Origin of the sequence: Paenibacillus sp. FSL H8-0282 (assembly GCF_037963825.1) — a bacterium.
Lineage (GTDB): Bacteria > Bacillota > Bacilli > Paenibacillales > Paenibacillaceae > Paenibacillus_AQ > Paenibacillus_AQ odorifer.
In genome coordinates, this window is sequence record NZ_CP150146.1 from 2889844 (window position 1) to 2910688 (window position 20845).

Sequence of the window (20845 nt, forward strand, 5' to 3'; positions counted from 1 at the left end):
GAGCCAGAACGAATTACGATCCTGAGCTGCCGATTTATATCCTGTATGCTTCCGATTCTACAGGGCTACCTATAGGTGGTTTCGAATCACATCGTAATGTGATCAATTTCTTGACTTGGAGTACTGAAGAGATGGAGGAGTTGTAGTGGAAGAATTAAGAAAAAAAGTGGAGCAAATGATTATCGAGATATTAGAAATTCCACAGGACTCTGTTATAGAAAATAATATTGAAGATGTCGGAATTAACTCATTGTCATATGTAAGGTTAATCATAAATATAGAATCGGAATTCGGTATATCAGTTCCTGATGAGCTTCTTTCTTTGAAGATGCTTCCTAGTATTGACGATATTGTCGCTTATATCACTATTAACACTTAGTTAATGTGCTACAAGCAGGTGGGATTAATGAAAAATTGCGTATGTACATAAGCTTGAAAGTAGAGTTCTTTTCTCGGTTGTGGCTTTGTAAATGACCTTTGGTCAGCGGAACCCCGCGATTGGCAGTCATTGAGTGCGTTGATTCAGAACTTGTTGATTCATTCTCACCGATTACATACCGAGTAAGTCTTTGTTTCCATCCTAATGATGATAATTTCAGCAAAAGGAGGTCTAGATATTGGTATCTAATCAAGTGCTTGAAGCAGAATATTATTATGATTCAAGTGGCAGACCCAATGAAATAATTCAAGATCTAGGCAATTGTTTAACTAGAAATATTTATTTTATTCTTAAAGATAATCTTGAAGATCCAGAACTCTTAATGAGTGCTTATATTGATGATTTTTCTATGATATTAATTACTGATAATGAAGAAACAATATTAGATATTCAAATAAATGATATAAAAAGTCCTACTTGTTATGTCATTATGAACAATGGATTAGAGCTGAAAAACGATGGTCCAAAAGCAATACAATATATCGAATCATTACTTTGTAAAGGGGAGACTGTTTTAGTAAATACAATTATGAAACTGGTTCCATTTTACAAGACTTTTAAAGAAAATTCGAGTATAGAAGAACTCGATGTGGTTGACAATCATTTTTTCTTACTGTTAGGTCAGACAAGTGATGAGTTTTATTATATGGATAATTATGTTAACTATAATAAGCGATTCAAAGCTTATCCAAGCAATAAAAGTATAGGGATTGATTTCAAATCAAGTTTTTTAAATGCTTTTAACTACCAGTTTAGATGTTGTACTCTAAAGCCTAATTATTCTGAGTTGAAAAATTTAAACACTAGAATACCTTATATAATTGATCAATCTATAAAAAACTATAAATCCAAAATGATTGATAACAAGGATGAGCGAATAGTGTATCTTGGAAGAAATATGCTTCGGAAATTCATTGATTTATATAGTAAGGGACAAATCCAATTGAATGATGCTATAAAAAACAGAGATCATGACGTGTTTTCCTTGTCTAGAACCATTTTTAACAGGAACATTGGTAGAAAGAAAATACTATTATTATTTTTGAACAATCTCCCATATTGTCTATCCATTCAAAAACTGGTTGATGCTATTGAAGAGAATTTAGTGAAGTGGGAGTTAATAAAAAATACTTTGACGAAAAAATATATGAAAAATGATTTCTTATGTGATGAGAAAATGGAGAAACTATTGGAAAATGTTTTAGAATCCGAAGATGCCCTATACCAAATATTGGAAGAAAGTTTTGATTTTATTAGTACAATCTCGTTTTTAAATAAAAAAAAAGACACAGATGCTCAGGAAGTTTTATCATGAGTTTTATAAGGTAAAGCGTTGAAGAATAAAGGAAAGTACAAAATAGTATTTGTTAACAGTAAAGTGTTAAGAAAGCAACTTGTCGGAGGATGGGAGCTTTTTTCATCTGTATCGAAAAGCAAATAAAGGAAATATAAGGATTATTTGTTTTTACTATAATCTTTCCTGAATTTTTTTCTTGATCAAATAGAAAAATTTACCGATAATGTTTTTGGGGATGGTGAGTGAACAGTCGGATCTATCATTCGCCCCTAATCTATTCATAAGGAGTGATGATGTTTGAGTACGCACAACAACATTAAGAAGTCCGAGAGAGGTCAGTATTCGTAAGAGAAGAACACCCTCATTGGCTATGGGAGGCACTATCGGACAATGATGACTTTAATGAACATGGTGCGGGGAACGGAGAACGATCTTCCTGCTAAAGAGATGATTAAGTATTGGAATCATGAGCCTGGAACCTTAAAGATGGTAAGGGCCAGCAGCAATTTTATTTATAGCTTTCAGTGGAATGGTAAACGCTTTTATTTAAGGTTTACTCATGAAGAGGATAATTCTGCAGACAATATCCAGGCAGAGCTGGATTTTATGATGTATTTATTAGAGCAAGGTTATGAGACCGTCGCTCCTGTGCGTTCTAAGTCTGGCAATTGGATTGAAACGTTGTTAACGGATCACGGGCGATACCACGGGGTAGTTTTTGAACAGGCTCAGGGTGAATATGTTTCACTTGATGAGATGAAGGAACCTCATTTTTATCAATGGGGCCAATCGCTTGCACGTCTGCATAATTGTTCGGAAACCTATGCACCGAGCACACCTTATCGCAAAAGCTGGGTCGATTCATTGAATTTTATTTATTCCGTATTGAGCAGGCATCCTGAGGAGCATAAGGCGTTTAAGGAATATGAGCGGATTGAAGCTTGGCTATCAGAGCTCCCTTTTGGAGTGGGGCATACGGGGCTCGTACATTATGATTTTGAGATGGATAATATCTTTTATATGCAAGAAGAATCCCGCTACAGTGCCATCGATTTTGATGATTCTATGTATCACTGGTTTGCGATGGATATTACATCGGCGTTAAGAGACCTGACGGAATCGGATGATGATGAAAGTAGAAGAAACATTGACCATTTTATTAGTGGATATAGATCGGTTAAGCAGCTAGATGATGAGTATATGAAGTTGATACCTGAATTTCAAAGATTTGCAGACTTATACAGTTTTGCTAGATTACTTCGGTGTATGGAGAATACGGATGATTCTATTTTCCCGGATTGGGCGAAACAGCTTAAACTGAAATTAGAAAGAGTTTGTGACCGATTACGAACCGGCTTTCAACCACATATAGTGCTGAAGGATATCACTGAAAAAAACTGGTACGCTTGTACTCAATTAGAAGTATCGGATGAGCAAAAGGCTATTTTTCCTGTACCGGTGGTCTATTGGTTAGCAGAAGCAGCTTATTGTGGTATGACCCCGCTCGCTTTATACGCAGATGAAGAATTGGTAGGTTTCTCTGTGTATAGCATAGATCCTGAGGACGGAAGTTATTGGATTATGGCTTTTATGATTGACCAGAAATACCAGAACAGGGGTTTAGGCAGAACGGGTATGGATACCTTAATTCGTTATATTAAAGCAGAACACCATTGCGACAAAATCGTTATTGGCCATCGGATCGAGAACGAACGTGCTTCGAATTTATATACATCACTCGGGTTCGTTGAAGTCAGTAGGGACGAGTTTGAAGTTATACGAGGGTTGGTAGTGTGAAAAGGGAGAAGCCGCCAAGGGTTTGGCGGCTCTTTTTTTATATAAGGAAATTAAATTAATCTACAGAGCCGGTAGTCAGCAGCTGATCAAAAGAGACAGGGAATAGTGGCTCAATTAGCGATAAAATTGCTTTTGCATACTCCTGAATTTCTTTCTGAGCGTCATGCTCCAGTCTTTGATTTAAAAAATGAGCTATAGATTGAACTGAAGCTGTCCAGTACCAACGAACGAATAATCCATAAACAGGTAGAAACAGTCTTGCTTGTTCAGCACATATGCCATCTGCTAAAGCTGCTTCATACTTAGATAATCCTAACTCGGTGTATTCTTGAAGCTCGCGGGTGTATTTTTCACCAAGCTCCCATGCAATGATGTCACCACTGCCTTGTTTGGAATTCTCTGGTTTGGATCTCCATTCTCCCGCAGCAGGTTGATAAAAAACGGGTTCTTCTGTTATGTATCTTCGGCTGGATTCGTTCCAGGCTTCCAAGCTATCTCCAGTACCTTCGTAATGAGCAGAACCGACTACGTATTTCCACCACTGTCTCGCAACCATTAATGGGGCATAAACCTCAAATTGAGTGATGGCATGGCGGAAAGGAGAGGTATGTCCTTCACGGGCAAGGAATTTTATTAGTTTGACATCCCGATCACTAAGCTCAAAAGATTGTTTAGCATAAGAAACACGCGCAGCGTTAGCAACCGTTAAATCTGAGCCCATATGATCTACTAATCTTACATAACCTTCATTTAAAACTTTGATTGTTGTCAATTTAATGTAGCCTCCTTTTCCAAAGCAGAGTAAATGAGTTCGTCACACCATTGTTGATTGCAAAATCTAGTCTCTCTGAGGATTCCATCCCTAATCATTCCTGCTCTAATCATAACTTTTTCAGATTGAAGATTCTCTGCATTGGCATATGCAACGACTCCATGGGTGTCCTATTTTGCTTAGTACATACTGCTAGATCATAATGCTCACGCGGATCGCTGGTAGTCTGAGTCAGAATCGAAAGGAAGTTCTCTTCAATTTGTTTTGCATCTGGTGCGGTGTTTTCATATTTGTGAGACAAAGGATTAAGTTCCAGTTCTTCATAAAAAGAAAAATCATCGCTTGTATAATCTCTTAATATCAATCTGTCGGCTATTATTTCCATGTGCTAACACCTCCTAATCCATGATTATAATGGAAGACTCTGTAATTATCACGGAGTAAATTCACTAGAAATACAAAAAAATATTTCTGTAAATTTTTCTCTAGTAAAATTGTGGAATTGTGATACAGTAATTAAGGTTTATATATTTAGAGGGGGATGTAAGGAAAATGAAAGCTATTAAATGGAGCATCACTGCAGCGTTAGCAGTATCTATGTTGGGTCCAATACATACAGTGAAGGCGGCAGATACGCGTAACGTCGATTACGATCAAGGTAGTATTTTACGGAATGCCAGTTCAGTTTCGTCATCATACAATGAAGGCAATCCGCAGGTTGAAGATTTGATTTTTCAGATGGATGCTACCGAAATCACTGTTGGGGACAATGTTCCGGTACAAATCTATGCTAAAGATGCCGATGGCATATCTGAACGCGTTCCGTTAGCTCAAGCAAATGTCGTAATTGAAAAACCTTATTTGCTGCAAAAGCAAGCCGATGGCACAATGAAAGCCTTAGCGGTAGGAGAAACGAACGTAACGGTCATTTCAGGATCAGATTCCAAAACAATAAAAGTTTCGATCAGTGCGGACCATGATATTGATCAAGGTGCATTTGTTAATGGAACAATGTATTTGCCGGTTCAATCGGTTTTTCAAACGTTGGGAGCAACAGTCCAAGTTAATACAGCAACTAAAATCTTTAGCATTCGTCTAGGTGATTTGCCAATACAGCTTCAACTCGGAAGCGATATTGCAATGGTGAATGGTGCGAAGGTCAAAATGAGTGGTAAAGTGCAAAAGATCGACGGATCTACAGTTTTTCCTGCCACGCTTTTAAAGACTGCACTGTCAGCAGAGTTAATTTGGGATGGAAATTATCAGACGATGGAGATCTACTTCGGCAAAGCAGAGTTGTTCGCCTATACGAAACAAACTGCGCAGATTTTTAAGAAGGAAGAACAAGGAAACCTCGTTAAGTTCATTGGAAAAACATATTGGCTCAATCAATTTGACTCCGATTATAAGTTCCAAAAAGTCACTATTGTAGATATTCTACCTGATTATGAAGGTGAATTCGCCATTTCATTTAAGGTTTTATCAACGGGGCAAATTCTTAACTCTTATACAATGTCGGGGGATGAGTTGATCCGTACATTAGGAAATAAAGAATATTTCTTAACAACGGATCCATTTAAGACCTATAAGTGGTCAGATGCGATTTGGAGTAAGATTAAAAAGAGCATAGTTGCTACTGGGATGACCAAGCAGCAAGTGGAGTTTAGTTGGGGTAAGCCAATAAGTAAATCCACACTATCAGGTAGTGGCATTCAAGTGGAGACCTGGCAGTATGGTAATTATAACTATGTTACCTTTACGAACGGTGTTGTCTCCATGATTTATACGAATTAATTCTTCCTAACTTCTGCGTTACTTTAGTCATAGAGCCTGTCTTTGCGACATATCATTTTGGAGAAGCACTTTCAGAATTAAAGTGTTGACTATTGTTGGCCGAAATGAGGGGTTTATTCATGGCAAAGTCAAAACGTGGACATGCACTTTGGAATTTACCATCAAGGGGCAGGGGGACTTGTCCAATCTGTCAGAACACCCGTATTAAGCTGCTTTATCCCAAGAAAAAAACGGATGGAGCAGTCGTTAAGGTCTGTAAACGCTGTGACAAGGCTCCGCAGACGAAAGTGGATGCCGTGTTGATTTAAAAAGAGTACACAAAAAGAGGCTGTCTCAAAAGTGGATTTTTCTACGTATGAGGCAGCCCTTCTCATGAATAAAACAAAGAAGCGCTTCTCTAATAAGAGAGGCGCTTCTTTTAAATTCTACAGAGATTTAGTACGTATATGATTATTTCGTTATCCGATTAATGACCTGTTCGCGTCTAGGACCCACGGAAATCGTAGTAATACGCGTGCCAATAGAGGTTTCAATAAAATCAATGTAAAGCTTAGCTTGTTCTGGCAGATCTTCGAAGTCGGTGATCTGAGAGATATCGCAGTTCCAGCCAGATAAATGCGTGAATATCGGTTTTGCAGAGTTCAGTTTATTCGTAGCCGGGAACTTGTCGGTGATCTCTCCATTTTCAAGCTCATAAGCCACACAAACTGGAATCTCATCCAAATAACCAAGCACGTCAAGATTAGTCAACACGACTTCAGTGGCACCCTGCATTTGGCAACCGTAACGAGTAGCTACAGCATCAAACCAGCCCATACGTCTAGGACGGCCAGTCGTAGCCCCGAATTCCCCGGCATCGCCACCTCTTGTACGAAGTTCATCCGCAACGGGCCCTTCTAATTCCGTAACAAAAGGTCCAGCGCCGACACAACTGGAATAGGCCTTGGTTACAGCGATGACATTCGTGATAGCTGCTGCAGGAAGACCGGCACCGACAGGTGCAAACCCGGCAAGTGTTGAAGAGGAGGTGGAGTAAGGATAAATACCGTGATCAGGATCACGCAGAGCCCCAAGCTGACCTTCAAGTAAGATAGTCTCTCCCTTAGCATAAGCCTCTTGCAGCAAGTCTGTTGTATTGGCTACATAAGGCGCTAGCTGTGCAGCTTCTTCTTGCAGCTGAATCATTAATTCCGAGATTTGGATCGGCGCTTTCTTATATAAATGCTCAAGTAAGATATTTTTGGAAGCGAGTAATTGTTCAAGACGTTTCTCAAGTCGGGCGGTATCAAATAAATCCGCTACCTGTATGCCTAGCTTTGCATATTTATCTGCGTAAAATGGTGCGATTCCTCGTTTAGTTGAACCGAATCCTTGAGATCCCAGACGTTCCTCTTCTAGTTCATCAAACAAACGATGGATTGGAAGCACGATTTGCGCCCGTTCGGATACGAATAATCTAGGCTTTGGCACACCTCTATCCGTTAAAGCTTTCAATTCTTTTATTAATACTTCTGTATCAAGTGCTGTTCCGGGTCCAATAATGTTTGTAACGGAAGGATAAAATACCCCAGATGGCAGCATATGCAATGAAAATTTTCCATATTGGTTTATGATGGTATGCCCAGCATTACTACCACCTTGAAAACGAACGACAAAGGAAGATTGTGCAGCTAGCACATCCGTCATTTTTCCTTTTCCTTCGTCGCCCCAGTTTGCTCCTACAATTGCAATTATGGTCACGCGTTTTCGCCTCCCAAGCTTGTTTTTGGCTACAGGACTAAGTATAATGCTAGTTAAATCATTAGAAAAATTGATATAAGTTATATCTATTATAAGGTGGAGTAATGACGTGGGGATGGACATTAATTTGGAGTGGTATCGCTCTTTTTATTGGGTAGCGAATACTGGGAGTTTAACTGCTGCGGCAGAACGACTCAATATTACACAACCGGCAGTAAGTCACACGATTAAACAATTGGAAGAAAAAATGGGCGGCCCGTTATTTTTTCGCACTTCTCGCGGGGTCGATCTAACAACAGAAGGAAAAGTACTGCTTAGCTTTATTGAGCAAGCCTTTCATCATGTAGACATGGGCGAAAGAGCGATCGCAGATATGAACAATCTGAACAGCGGCGAGATTCATATCGGAGCAAGTGATACCTTATGCAAATATTATCTGTTGCCTTATTTGGAGCAATTTCATGAACAATTTCCCAATATCCGCATTCATATTACGAATCGAACGACACCAGAAACACTTACGCTTTTAAAAGAAGGGAAAATTGATTTTGGTATCGTCAGCTTGCCGACATCTGATAAACAGATTGATTTTCGCAAAAGTACTCAGCTTCAAGATTGCCTGGTAGGGGGCAAAGGTTTTCGTCATTTGGCGGACAAGACCATGCCGCTTGCAGACATTCAGCAGTATCCGTTGTTATGCTTAGAAGCGGGTGGGAGCACCAGAAAGTATATGGATCAGTTTTTAGCTTCTAATCATCTGACGATTACACCTGAATTTGAACTGGGAAGTGTGGATTTGCTTGTTCAGTTTGCGAAACGTGGTTTTGGCCTTGCTTTTGTTATTCGTGATTACGTAACCGAAGAATTGAAGAAAGGTGAGCTTGTCGAGATTCCTCTGGACCCACCTTTGCCAGAACGTAACATAGGAATTGCTACCCTGCGTGGAGTTCCTCTTACAGCTGCTTCAAAGTCTTTTCTAACATTATTAGAGTAGAATCAGGATAAAGAGCTATTTGAGCATACCTAGTGAAGAGGAGGAAAGGTAATGAATTCTTTACTGGCTCGGCTGCGCAAGGGATACGGGAAAAAGCTTCGGGCGCTTCATACCTGGAATGGCTGGCTGGTTGTGTTGCTCACGCTCACAGGACTTGTACTTGTAGGTGGCTTCTGGCGTGGCTTCTTAGGGGAAGGCAGAGTATGGATCAAAGGGCTTCATATCGTGGTCGGTGTTGCTTCGATTATTCCGGTTATTTATTATTTGCTGCTGGCAGGGAAACATTGGAAACAACTGAAGGAGCGGCCTTGGCAACGTTTTAATGTAATCGTTGTACTTTCATTGCTGCTCGGCTGGTTCGTTTCAGGAGTACTACTCTGGCAATTCCGCGTGGTGGGTCCACATGTATCGAACGTTGCTCTGGTCGTCCATGACTTATTGACCTGGATAGGCCTTCCTTATATTATTTATCATTCTTTGACTCGGGTAAAATGGCTTAAAGAACCGAGCCGGCGAGTAGTGAAAAGCGGCATTGAGACAGGTAGCCCTTCGAATCATCGGGAAACCCCGCAGCCGGTTTATACACGTAGAGCTTTCATACGCGGATCGATTGGTGTTGGGCTTGCGGTCACTATAGGTCCATCGTTTATAAAATGGCTCGGCAGTTCAATTGGAAATATCGGGGGCAGCGAAACAATTGATAAGCTGATCGAAAGTGATCGTAATCAGTTGTTGCCTGCACCCCAGCCACTGGCGGCATCCTCACCCCCTCTCGGAGGAGGGGCGCAAGGTCAATTCCGTGTTTATACAGTCACTCCGATTCCGGAGTTTACGAACAATAATTGGTCTTTTACGATAGATGGGCTTGTGGAGCAGAATTTCAAGTGGAACTGGGAACAGTTCGTAAAGCTGAACCGGACCGTTCAGGTGAGTGATTTTCACTGTGTGACAGGCTGGTCAGTCTATAAGAATACCTGGGAAGGAATCAAGCTAAAAGATCTTTTGAGTCAGGCCGGTGTGAAGCCCACAGCTAAGACTGTGAAATTCTATTCGGGTGATGGTGTATACACGGATACGCTCACATTGGAACAAGCCGACATGGATGATGTGCTGGTCGCGGTAATGCATGATGGAAAGCCGATTCCTAGCGATCTCGGCGGTCCTGTACGGTTAATCGTTCCGAAGATGTTCGCATACAAGTCTGTGAAGTGGCTGAATCGGATTGAGCTGATCGAAGGCGATCATACGGGATATTGGGAGCAACGCGGGTATTCAAATGATGCGTGGGTATAAAATAGGGATCGTTAACCTTAATGGGCTTATTGCCTGTTAAGGTTTTTTTGTTGACTAATTCCTTATTTTTTTAGCATATAGCAAATGAAGAGACGTAATAACAGAAATTGCTCCATACAATAGAAGTGACTGGATGCAGGAGGTGGTTGTGATGAACGGGTTTAGAGCCATAAAGCTGTTGGGACTTATTCTCGGTGTGGTACTACTGAACATTATCGTGTTGTCACCAGGTTTATTAGGGGTGGAAATCGGAGGAACCAGTGTATTTGAAATAGCTTTAGGTGTGACATTGTTGTTTGTTAGTCTACTTGTTGTTCTTTACGGAAGTTATATTTTATTGTTTAAACCTTCATCTATCCCTGCTGTGAAAACACTGAAATCTTATGAGGATTATATAGCCGCGCTTACTCAATACAAAAATGTCAAAGTGCTGAAAAAAGACATTGCGCTTGCTCTAGATCAGATATCCCGGATGGAAAAGAAGAGAAGTACCTTGTTAGATGTTTTAGGTCAGAGATTCGAATCCACTGAACTTAGCTTCAAAAAATTTAATGCAGTCAGTTATGAAGTAGCAAAGCTTTTTTACCTGAACATTCGAGGGATTCTGAATAAACTCAGTGTATTTGATGCCTCAGAGTTCACCCTTTTCTCCAGCCAGCATAGACCCTCGCAGTTCTCAGATAAACTGGTGCAAAAAAAGACAGCTTTGTACAATGAATATTTAGCCTACGTAACAGGGTATCTTGGGGCAAATGAAGAGATTCTGCTGAAGCTGGATAAGCTGCTGCTGGAAATATCGCTACTTGACAGTACAGATTATACAGATGTTGAAGAGATGCCTTGTATGAAGGAAATCGATGAGCTGATCAAGCAGACGAAATTCTATAAGCAATGAAGGGGAGATGTGTATGGCTAATAAAGGAAAAACAGTAGCAGTTTTAGGGACCATTACGGTGGTAGTTTTTGCTCTCGTGTATTTTGGAATCACCTTGACTTCTAATATAGGAAAAACCAAAACCCAGATTTCTTCCGAAGATGCGGGGAAGCAGCTTGAGAAGCTATATAAGAACATAAACGTGACCACTGCTGAGCAAATTAAAGGCCAGATTGACCTGGATCCTGTTGCGATTGGGGATTCATTACCAGATATCTCAAAGTTTCCTGTATCCGTAGACAATACAACAGATAGCTTTGTAGAGATATTCTCTTCTACAGAGAAATCAGGAACGGGTAATGATGGTTGGCTAAATGAAGTTGCCACAGATTTTAACAACTCTAATATTGAGGTGAACGGGAGTCACGTTTCTGTGAAAATCCGTAATATTGCTTCAGGTACAGCGACAGATTACATAAGATCTGGGAAGTATGTGCCAGATGCCTTTACCCCATCAAATGAGTTGTGGGGCGAAATGGTAAAAGCAAACGGGATGAACACTCAGCTAATCACTAAACGCCTTGTAGGAAATGTAGCTGGTATTGTTACCAGTAAGGCGAAATATGATGAACTAATAGAGAAATACGGTTCTTTAAACGTTAAGACGGTTACAGACGCCATAGCAAATAATGAATTATCAATGGGCTATACCGACCCTTTTGCCAGTTCTACGGGTTTAAACTTTCTGGTAACAGCGCTTGGGACGTTTGGCGGTTCAGACTTACTTGGTGAGCAAGCGGTGCAGGGCTTTGAGAAATTCCAAGCAAATGTTCCCTTTATTGCCTCAACCACTTTACAGATGCGAGAGGCTGCAAAAACCGGTAAGCTTGATGCTTTTGTCTTAGAATACCAGATTTTTGTGAATGCAACAGATTTGAAAGGGGGGTATGTATTCACTCCTTTTGGTGTAAGACATGACAGCCCGCTTTATGCTTTGGGTGATCTTCCTCAGGAAAAACTCGATATTATTAAGAAGTTTGCTGAGTTTGTTGAACAGGATAAATACCAGGAGCTGGGTGAGAAAAAAGGCTTCAATGGTCTTAATGATTACCAATCAGAGCTTAGTACAGTGGATGGCAGTCTCATATCCTCAGCTCAGAAGCTGTGGAAAGAGAAGAAAAATGGCAATAAACCTATCGCCGCAGTATTTGTGGCAGATGTCTCAGGAAGTATGAACGGGGAACCTTTGAACCGCTTAAAGCAATCTTTATTAACAGGCCAGAAGTACTTGGGCAAGGATAACAGCATTGGTTTTGTCTCTTACTCTGATAACGTTACAATCAATCTTCCGATTGGAAAATATGACACGAACCAGCAGTCCATGTTTGTTGGTGCGATTGACAGTCTACAAGCAAATGGGGGGACGGCTACTTTTGACGGGATCGCGGTAGCCATCCATATGCTTCAAACGGAATTACAGCTAAATCCGGATTTGAAGCCGTTGATCTTTGTATTAAGTGATGGAGAGACCAATGAAGGGCATTCCTTGAATGATATCAGAGGTCTTATTGAGACCTACAAAATCCCGATTTACACGATTGGCTACAATGCGAATATCAAGGCGCTTGAGAGTATTTCGAGTATAAATGAAGCGGCCAACATCAATGCAGATACAGATGATGTAGTCTATAAAATCGGCAACCTGCTCAATGTTCAAATGTAAGCTATTTTTTATAGGAGGGGTTCTATGTCGTTTACTATGGAAGTCGTAAGTCAGGAAAAGCTGAAATCAGTAATTGAAGAGCAGGTCAAACCTGAGCCTGAGGAAGTATCACAACTGAAAACACTGGCAGTAAACAATGTCTCCGCCATTCTGGATCTGAATTTAGAGTCACTGGATAAGCGGAAAGCGGTGCTGCAATCCATTGATAGCTTCGGTATGGAAACGATGAGATCCTCTTCGGACAAAAACTCCCTGTTGCAGGTTTCAGTGGGGAATTTATCAAAGACAGGGGATGAAGGCGGCCAAGTAGCAAAAGGTTTGACGGAGCTTAATCTCCAGCTGAAGGATTTGGATCCCAGTGCAGTAGATTTTGCCAAGACGGGTTTTCTTGGGAAGTTCTTTAATCCATTACGTAGTTATTTTGCTAAATATCAAAAGGCGGATGCTGTCATTTCAGATATTATAATTTCTTTAGACAAGGGTAAGACCGTTTTGAAGAACGACAATACTACGCTGGAATTTGAGCAACAGGCACTTCGGGAACTTACAAAAAAGCTACAAAAAGAAATTCAGCTCGGCATGCTGATGGATCAGGAAATAGAGACGCAACTGGAAGCGGCTAAGCTGCGTGATGAGGATGAGGAGAAAGTTCGGTTCATTACAGAAGAAGTGCTTTTTCCGTTGCGGCAGCGTGTCATGGATTTGCAACAGATGCTTGTAGTGAATCAACAAGGAATTATGGCCATAGAGGTGGTTATTCGAAATAATAAAGAGCTGATCAGAGGGGTGGACAGAGCTAGAAATGTTACCGTGTCTGCCTTGAAAATATCGGTTACGGTAGCTAGTGCGCTGTATAATCAACGAATTGTTTTGAAAAAGATCGAACTTTTAAATCAAACCACCGATAGCCTGATCAGCGGTACCTCAAAAATGTTGAAAAACCAAGGGGCGGAAATCCATAAACAGTCGTTAGAATCAAGTATTTCAGTGGATACATTAAAGCAAGCTTTTACAGATGTGCTATCCGCTCTCGATTCCATCAGTACTTATAAGCAGGAAGCTCTCCCCAAAATGCGTGAAACCATTAATCAGTTCAGAGAGCTGGCAGATAATGGCGAACAGCAGATTGTACGGCTGGAAAAGGGAAATAAGTTGGGGTTGTAGCCTAGCAAAATCATAAATCTGGTTAATTATGCGCTTCGAAGCAACAAATCCTAGCCTTTAGTCTGGTATGACTCCAGCCCCAAGACTGTTTTGAGCCTTCTTTTTCCCACGTATAATGAGATTAATTGAAAAACGTGAGAGGAAGGACAATAGAAATGAATGATAAGTTATACACTATGCCGATGGGAGCTCTTGATTCCATGCATATTCCAGCAGAATCACAACCCCAATCTAAAACGCGCAAACGTGGAGCAAGTCCAAAGACATATCGGAGTATTTTATACTTCTTAATCTCTTTACCGCTTACGATTGTATATTTCGTGTTTATGGTGACAGGGCTGACGTTATCCATTGCGTTAACCCCAATATTCATCGGAATTCCTTTGTTTTTTGCAGTAGCTAAGGGATTGGATTACATCGTACAATTTGAGCAAGAGCTGGTCAGATCATTGTTAGATATTCCTAGACCTAGTGAAGAGGCCAGATCGGATATGCAGCTAGAGGGAGCGGGCTTCCTGCAACGAATGAAGTTAGGTTTTCATGGAGCGAAGTTTGCCCGTAACGTCATGCTGATTATGGGTCGATTCGTATCCAGTATTATTTTCTTTTCAATAACAGTAACTGTAGTAGCGGCTGCACTGGGCCTGATTACACTACCTGTGCTGCACCAGATTTTCTTGCAAACCATGGATTTGAACATTTTAGAGAATAGTGTGTTTGCTTTGTTCCAGATCGACTGGACATTATCCCAACAATATATCTCCTATGTAGTAGCTGGATTTGTTGTTGCCTTGTTAGCAAGTTGGGTAATTCGTATGCTTATGGATGTGCAACGTAGAATGCTGTTCGTATCCTACGAGGAAAGACAACAGTACTAATTGGAAAGAAGAGATTGTCTCCAAACAACCCTTACTGAATCTGAATAAAACACCAGACAATGATCCTTCAGTTCGTGGAGAATCACTGTCTGGTGTTTTTGGTCTGCGGGGAGGTTTGCTTTTGCAAATGATGAGCTAGTGGAGGCTGCCTGACTGCTTCTTTGTTTTTTTTAGTGTCGGTTACTGGTGAGGGATGTTGATGGAATGTGCGAAATAGCTGTACTTTGTGCAGTTATTTCGAGTGCTAAAAGAATAATCCTGACTTTAACTGCACTTTATACAACTAAAAACTAGAGAATCCACTTATAAGGGAGTAATTTCAGAAAATAGCTGCATGAAATACACTTATATCCAGTGATCGAGCGTTCTATTGAATTATAGTTGTATGAAATACAATTAAACTTGAGCGCTTTATAACGCTTTCCAACTTGTGAAAAAATGTTCATAATCCCATATAAATCCTGTATAATAAGAGTTGTGAAAACGTTTGAACAAAAAATCAGGAGGGGTTCTATGCATTCAAATGGATTATTTAGATGGAGCTTTTTGGGGTTTGCAGTATTAGTTTTGTTAGCGCTTTCGGGATGTTCCAGTAACGAAAATGTAAATGAAAAAGTTGCTACATCACCAACCCCCAATCCAACGATAAGCAATACTTCTAATGCATCGGAGAACCCAACCAATGTGGGGGCGGCAAAAGGTACTGTGCACATAGAAAATATAGGTGAGCGGAGAATATTTGTTTATTTACCTGCAGGGTATGAAGCTGACAGTGAGCGTTATCCTGTTGTGTATATGCACGATGGGCAGAATATTTTCAATACAAATACCAGCTCTTTAGGCAAAGAATGGAGAGTTGAGGAGATCATTGATCAGCTCGTTGCTGATGGAACCATGGAGAAGGTTATCGTGATAGGAGTCGCTTCAAGTGATGGATCAGAACGGGGAATGGAGTATGTTCCATTTCCGGACGAGTCTATTCCTTCGGATGGAGCGAGTGCAGCCGAATTTACCCAATATTTTATCAATACAGTTATTCCCTATGTGGATGGTGCTTACCGGACCATTCCCGATCGGGATCACCGGATGATAATGGGATCGTCATTCGGTGCTATTCAGGCTTTATGGATGGGGTATCAGCACCCGGAGACCTTCTCAGCGATAGGGGCTTTATCCCCTGCCACTTGGGTAAGCAATGGGCGTCTATTGGATGAGTTGGCGAAAGAGTCCGGGAAGCCTGCATTGAAGATTTGGCTCGACATGGGCGTAACCGAAGGAATGCCAATTGATCCGCTTGTAACTGTACTAAAGTCAAAGGGATTTGTATTAGGGAAGGATCTATTCTTTCAGATGGACCGTTTGGGTACACATGAAGAGAAGTCATGGAATAGACGTGTACATAGTCCATTGATTATGTTCGCCGGGAAAGAGGCTGGACAATCGATCAAGCATGAAGTAAGTGACTATCTGACATTAATCGGACCAGAAGCTATCGATATACGTCTTAATTTACTAGTCACTATGGATAACGGGATGGATTTTACAATCCTTGACGGAGTTGAATATCAAGTGTTGAATCCTGAAGTAGGGCAGGTAGACAAGGCAGGTAAGGTGAGCTTCCTGAAGCCGGAATCCTTGAAAGTAAATGTTTCATTTCAAGGTGTTACTGAAGAACATTTGGTTAACTATGAGCATTATGTAAAGGTATTTAAAGTTTATGTGAAATCTCTTGATGTTGACGAGAACGGGGATGAGTTCTCCATTAATCTGAAGGCCTCTGCTCGAAAAATAAATTCAACTCCTGAGTATATCACAGCGCTAGTGAGCGCTGCTGAAAAAATCGGTATATATAAAATTAAGGAGACTCAGGAGGATGTAATTCGTATAATCTTTACTACGAAGTAGTCATAGAAATTAAAATTCAACTGAGATTATGCTCCTTTTTTGAATTTACTATGATCGTAACTAAGGGGAAATGATCCCCTGGCTGATAATCAGGGAATTTCTCCCTGATTCTTTAAACTAAAGAAGCTGAGTCAATAAGTAGCGTTTCCAACTTATTGACTCAGCTGTTTTTTATCGCAAAATATATCCCCCATCCGGAAATAAAGTACTTCCTGTTGTATAGCTATTGGTCATCAAATAAATCGTTGTATGTGCTGCTTCGTCGGCATGACCAACCCTGCCAAGGATATTGATATTCGTATATTCGTCGTAAGCCTTGTCTCTAGTTTCCTGTTCTGCGCCTTCCCAATTAAAGTTGGTATGAATGGTTCCAGGGGAGATGACATTTACCCGAATCGGAGCCAATTCTACTGCTAATGCTTTTCCCAGACTTTCAATCGCGCCGTTACAAGCTGCATAGGAGGCACCGTCTGCAAGTGGACGTTGGCTGAATGCGCCGGACATAAGAACAATGGAGCCTGTAGGGTTGATAAAAGGGATGGCATGCTTTACAGCATTATATTGCGGCCAGAACTTTGCATTAAAGCAACTGTGTGCAATCTCCAAGCTAGAAGTAATCGGTCCTCTAACATAGGAGGCTCCCGGAGTGAACAAATGGTCAAAAACGCCGATTTTTTCAAAGAAATCCTTCAAGTCCTGTTCATTTTGATTATCTAGTGAATGAATTTCAACAGAATCGAATCCCAGAAGCTGTTGAGCTTTCTCTAATTTATCTTGTGAACGCCCAGCGATTATGACAGCTGCGCCTTGTTCAACCGCTTGTTTGGCAGTCGCAAGCCCTATTCCGGAGCTTCCTCCGATAATGACGATGCGCTGGTTTTTTAATGAAATAGTGGACATATTTATCTTCTCCGTTCATAGTTAATTGGACTTATTAAGTTCTGTTTTTTATTATTAGCTATAAAATATAACCTGCACAGTACGCACTTTTTTCGTACTAGGTACGATTTTTCGTACTAGCTGGTTCGAACATATAGTTATATAACTATCGAAAGAGGGGATCGCATGGATTTGCTGGAGCCGAGATTAACCGGGGTTCTTACAACACTTGAAAAGATCGGTGGAAAGTGGAAGCCGCTCATTTTATTTATTTTATTGATAGATGGCACAAAACGATTTGGTGAACTTAGACGGATTATCCCAGATGTCTCCCAAGGTACGTTAGCTAAACAATTACGGGAGCTTGAAGAGGATCAGCTTATCGACCGGGTGAGTTATCATGAGCTTCCACTCAGGGTGGAATATAGTATTTCAGAACATGGCAAATCGCTAATTACAGTTTTGGATAGCATGTGTGGCTGGGGTAGGATGCATAAAGAATATTTGAATAATACAAGTAAGTAGAGGGGGTACATTATTATTCATACTATTTTGCAGGAACCAACGGGTCAGACCTACAAGACGCTGGTACAGGTAGCTATGGAAGTATGTGATGAATTTATTTTAGTAAAACGTGATCAGATGGAGTTGGAGCCAGAAGGATATGAACTGCTTGAACAGCTGCAACCTTTTCTCAAAAAGGTCATAAAAGATGACTATTGGCCGGGGACTCGGCTTATGGGGCATTATGCAGATGTTTATTTTTTTGATTGTTCGCCTGAAGCCGTCAATATTCTTTTATCCTATTCCACCAGCTTGTACTCGTGGGTACAGACCAGGCTGCCTGATGATCTTTGTTTTCTAAAACAGGGACAACCGTGGCTAATCAATACAGCCCATGAGAGAGAAAGCAATTTGATCACTGATGTGGATGAGGAACTTAATAGACTAGAGGCGTGCGGATTGTTGTTCCGTGACTTATCTGAGTTTTATAACGCTGATTAAAAAAAATGGACTCATATTTATAGTGCAGAAGAACCCGCATTTGGTGCGGGTTCTTCTGCATGTTCACTAATAATTAAACGCAACTGTTAAATTACAAGATTTCATATAATCAAAGAAAAGTATTGATAATTATTCTCATATGATTTAATATGATAACGATTCTCATTATCATTACTTTAGTTTGAAGAATGATAAATAAAATATAGATGGGGAGATTGATTATGAATCAGAAAAAATATTTATTAGCTGGGGTATCAGCAGTTTTAGCTTTGAGTTTGGCAGCTTGCGGTAACAATGAAAAGGATAAGACAGCTTCAGAAAAAAGCACAAATAATGCTGCAGTAGCAACAGAAGGAACTGCAAATAACAAAGGAAATGCGGCTCAGGAGGCTGTTGCCACTGAACAAACCGTTACATATTTGGGCAAGGATTATGTCGTGCCTGCAAAGATTAATAATATTGTAGCAGCAAGTCTCGAATCTATGGAAGATGCTGCCATACTGGGAGTGAAACCTGTAGGTGTACTTGCAATAGCTGATGCTATTCCAGGTTATCTGTCAACTGACCTAGCGGGTGCATCCTTAGTGGGGGATAAATTTGCTCCAAGTAATGAAGCGATTCTGCAACTGGATCCAGATGTTATCTTAGGGTCTTCCAAGTTTGGGGAAGATGTGGCCGGCGCACTTAATAAAATTCAAACGATGATTCCTTATTCACATATTTCAACAAACTGGAAAGATAACTTGCTCTTATTAGGCCAATTATCCGGTAAGACCACAGATGCAGAAAAAATTATTAGTGATTATGAATCTAAAGCTGCGGGTGCAAAGGCTGAAATTGGAGAAAAGCTGAAAGATCAATCCATTCTAGTCATTCGTATTCGTCAGGGCAGTATGTGTGTGTATCCTGCTGGCGTTTATTTGAATCCGGTTATTTATGAAGATCTGGGTGCTGCCATTCCTGAGGTGATCTCCTCTACAGAAGCACAAGCAGAGCTTTCATTAGAAGCTTTGGCGGATATTAATCCGGACTATATTTTCTTGCAGTTTGAGACTAGTGAGAATACTGATAATGCAACAGCACTTGATGATTTGCTCAAGAATCCGATCTTCAAAAGCGTAACTGCTGTCAAAAATAATCATGTGTTTGTAAATGCAATTGATCCGTTGGCACAAGGTGGAACGGCTTGGTCTAAAGTAAGATTCCTGGATGCGGCAATTGAAAACCTGTTGAAGTAAAACCGAAGGTGCGATGAATAAGATGAATACAAAAAATTGGAAAGTTATATTGATCCTATCAACTTCTCCATTATTCATCGTATTAGCAATGGTTGTATCCGTCTTATATGGTGTTAAAGATATTGGAATATTGACAATATGGCAGGCGATTACACACTTCGATGCTAATAATGTGGACCACAACATTATTATGACATCTAGATTTCCGCGTGTAATCGCCGCTTTATTAGTTGGAGCGGCTCTGGCTGTTTCAGGGGCGTTAATGCAGGGGGTTACACGTAACTATCTTGCATCACCATCGATTATGGGAGTAAATGACGGATCGGCATTTGTTATTACGTTGGCTATGGTGTTTTATCCGGGATTATCGAATGTTCAAATGATTATTTTATCTATGGTGGGTTCAGCCATCGGAGCAGGTTTGGTTTTCGGATTTGGTTCATTGGTTAAAAACGGTTTATCACCAGTCAGGTTAGCTATTATTGGGACTGTAATTGGTACTTTTTTAAGTAGTATCGCCTCAGCAGTAGCGATGTTTTTTCAAGTCTCACAAAATGTTAGCGTTTGGTATAGCTCGAAAATACATACCGTTAATCCAGATATGCTAATATTATCAGTTCCTTTTATAATCGTTGGACTGCTCTTGGCGGTTAGTATTTCTAAGTCAGTAATGGTTGCTTCCCTGGGGGATGAAACCGCGATTAGCTTGGGTCAACGAACAAAATGGGTGAAAATTGTCAGTATTATATCTGTTATATGTCTGACCGGGACAGCAGTAGCTTTAGTCGGCAAGATAGCCTTTGTGGGTCTAATCATTCCTCATATTACACGTTTTATCGTAGGTATAGACTATCGCTTTATCATTCCTTGCTCAGCGGTGATTGGAGCTGTTTTTTTAGCGTTTTGCGATGTCTTAAGCCGTTATATTAACTTTCCGTTTGAGACGCCAATTGGTGTTGTAACAGCCTTTATTGGCATCCCTTTCTTCCTTTATTTAATTCGGATTAAAGGGGGAGAGCAGCGTGGATAGAAGTAAAGTACAGTTTAGCCGCT

At 40.5% G+C, this 20845-nt stretch carries 20 protein-coding genes; 16 read left to right on the forward strand and 4 right to left on the reverse strand.

Annotated elements, in window-relative coordinates:
* The first annotated feature begins 145 nt into the window (after nucleotides 1–145).
* From NST94_RS12560 to NST94_RS12570, 3 genes are all read left to right on the forward strand, one after another.
* Nucleotides 146–379, forward strand: a complete 234-nt coding sequence (locus tag NST94_RS12560; RefSeq protein WP_076301852.1) for a phosphopantetheine-binding protein — start codon at nucleotides 146–148, stop codon at nucleotides 377–379.
* Nucleotides 380–617: 238 nt separating this feature from the next.
* Complete coding sequence (locus NST94_RS12565) at nucleotides 618–1754, forward strand: hypothetical protein (protein ID WP_076301853.1); 1137 nt, start codon at nucleotides 618–620, stop codon at nucleotides 1752–1754.
* A gap of 372 nt (nucleotides 1755–2126) precedes the next feature.
* Nucleotides 2127–3533 carry a GNAT family N-acetyltransferase gene (locus NST94_RS12570; RefSeq protein ID WP_339282020.1) on the forward strand — a complete coding sequence of 469 codons (1407 nt, stop codon included), beginning with the start codon at nucleotides 2127–2129 and terminating at the stop codon, nucleotides 3531–3533.
* 55 nt (nucleotides 3534–3588) lie between these two features.
* Here NST94_RS12570 and thyX read toward each other — a convergent pair whose 3' ends face one another.
* Nucleotides 3589–4305 (reverse strand): FAD-dependent thymidylate synthase, encoded by a 717-nt coding sequence (gene thyX / locus NST94_RS12575; RefSeq protein ID WP_339282021.1) that lies wholly within the window; start codon nucleotides 4303–4305, stop codon nucleotides 3589–3591.
* Between the two features lie 109 nt (nucleotides 4306–4414).
* The gene (locus NST94_RS12580) at nucleotides 4415–4690 is read right to left on the reverse strand and encodes a hypothetical protein (protein WP_076301855.1); all 276 of its coding nucleotides are present in this window, start codon (nucleotides 4688–4690) and stop codon (nucleotides 4415–4417) included.
* A 167-nt stretch (nucleotides 4691–4857) separates the two neighbouring features.
* Here NST94_RS12580 and NST94_RS12585 point away from each other — a divergent pair, with 167 nt between their 5' ends.
* Both NST94_RS12585 and NST94_RS12590 read left to right on the forward strand, forming a co-directional pair.
* Nucleotides 4858–6099: a stalk domain-containing protein gene (locus tag NST94_RS12585; RefSeq protein ID WP_339282022.1), complete on the forward strand. Its 1242-nt coding sequence runs from the start codon at nucleotides 4858–4860 to the stop codon at nucleotides 6097–6099.
* A 119-nt stretch (nucleotides 6100–6218) separates the two neighbouring features.
* A complete protein-coding gene (locus NST94_RS12590; RefSeq protein ID WP_036686376.1) occupies nucleotides 6219–6407 on the forward strand; it encodes a hypothetical protein in 189 nt (62 codons plus the stop codon).
* A 142-nt stretch (nucleotides 6408–6549) separates the two neighbouring features.
* On the opposite strand, the gene NST94_RS12595 is transcribed toward NST94_RS12590, so the two are convergent.
* Nucleotides 6550–7839 carry an adenylosuccinate synthase gene (locus NST94_RS12595; RefSeq protein ID WP_339282023.1) on the reverse strand — a complete coding sequence of 430 codons (1290 nt, stop codon included), beginning with the start codon at nucleotides 7837–7839 and terminating at the stop codon, nucleotides 6550–6552.
* A gap of 115 nt (nucleotides 7840–7954) precedes the next feature.
* On the opposite strand from NST94_RS12595, the gene NST94_RS12600 reads away from it, so the two are divergent.
* The 7 genes from NST94_RS12600 to NST94_RS12630 all read left to right on the forward strand — a co-directional run bounded on the left by NST94_RS12600 (nucleotide 7955) and on the right by NST94_RS12630 (nucleotide 16670).
* Nucleotides 7955–8833, forward strand: a complete 879-nt coding sequence (locus tag NST94_RS12600) for a LysR family transcriptional regulator (protein ID WP_076126224.1) — start codon at nucleotides 7955–7957, stop codon at nucleotides 8831–8833.
* A 51-nt stretch (nucleotides 8834–8884) separates the two neighbouring features.
* On the forward strand, nucleotides 8885–10126 hold the full coding sequence (locus NST94_RS12605; protein WP_339282024.1) for a molybdopterin-dependent oxidoreductase: 1242 nt from the start codon (nucleotides 8885–8887) through the stop codon (nucleotides 10124–10126).
* A 151-nt stretch (nucleotides 10127–10277) separates the two neighbouring features.
* Nucleotides 10278–11021: a hypothetical protein gene (locus tag NST94_RS12610; protein ID WP_339173748.1), complete on the forward strand. Its 744-nt coding sequence runs from the start codon at nucleotides 10278–10280 to the stop codon at nucleotides 11019–11021.
* A 13-nt stretch (nucleotides 11022–11034) separates the two neighbouring features.
* On the forward strand, nucleotides 11035–12723 hold the full coding sequence (locus NST94_RS12615; protein ID WP_076217793.1) for a VWA domain-containing protein: 1689 nt from the start codon (nucleotides 11035–11037) through the stop codon (nucleotides 12721–12723).
* 24 nt (nucleotides 12724–12747) lie between these two features.
* A complete protein-coding gene (locus NST94_RS12620) occupies nucleotides 12748–13887 on the forward strand; it encodes a toxic anion resistance protein (protein ID WP_076279087.1) in 1140 nt (379 codons plus the stop codon).
* 155 nt (nucleotides 13888–14042) lie between these two features.
* Entirely contained in the window at nucleotides 14043–14765 is a 723-nt protein-coding gene (locus NST94_RS12625) for a sensor domain-containing protein (RefSeq protein ID WP_076217792.1), read from the forward strand.
* 513 nt (nucleotides 14766–15278) lie between these two features.
* Entirely contained in the window at nucleotides 15279–16670 is a 1392-nt protein-coding gene (locus tag NST94_RS12630; protein ID WP_076304203.1) for an alpha/beta hydrolase-fold protein, read from the forward strand.
* A gap of 171 nt (nucleotides 16671–16841) precedes the next feature.
* Here NST94_RS12630 and NST94_RS12635 read toward each other — a convergent pair whose 3' ends face one another.
* The gene (locus NST94_RS12635; protein ID WP_076279085.1) at nucleotides 16842–17570 is read right to left on the reverse strand and encodes an SDR family oxidoreductase; all 729 of its coding nucleotides are present in this window, start codon (nucleotides 17568–17570) and stop codon (nucleotides 16842–16844) included.
* Between the two features lie 165 nt (nucleotides 17571–17735).
* Here NST94_RS12635 and NST94_RS12640 point away from each other — a divergent pair, with 165 nt between their 5' ends.
* From NST94_RS12640 to NST94_RS12655, 4 genes are all read left to right on the forward strand, one after another.
* Nucleotides 17736–18074 carry a winged helix-turn-helix transcriptional regulator gene (locus NST94_RS12640; protein ID WP_076126032.1) on the forward strand — a complete coding sequence of 113 codons (339 nt, stop codon included), beginning with the start codon at nucleotides 17736–17738 and terminating at the stop codon, nucleotides 18072–18074.
* Between the two features lie 27 nt (nucleotides 18075–18101).
* A complete protein-coding gene (locus NST94_RS12645) occupies nucleotides 18102–18554 on the forward strand; it encodes a hypothetical protein (protein ID WP_081386290.1) in 453 nt (150 codons plus the stop codon).
* A gap of 221 nt (nucleotides 18555–18775) precedes the next feature.
* Nucleotides 18776–19792, forward strand: a complete 1017-nt coding sequence (locus NST94_RS12650) for an ABC transporter substrate-binding protein (RefSeq protein ID WP_339282025.1) — start codon at nucleotides 18776–18778, stop codon at nucleotides 19790–19792.
* A 13-nt stretch (nucleotides 19793–19805) separates the two neighbouring features.
* Nucleotides 19806–20822 carry an iron ABC transporter permease gene (locus NST94_RS12655; protein WP_339282026.1) on the forward strand — a complete coding sequence of 339 codons (1017 nt, stop codon included), beginning with the start codon at nucleotides 19806–19808 and terminating at the stop codon, nucleotides 20820–20822.
* The last annotated feature ends 23 nt before the right edge of the window (nucleotides 20823–20845 follow it).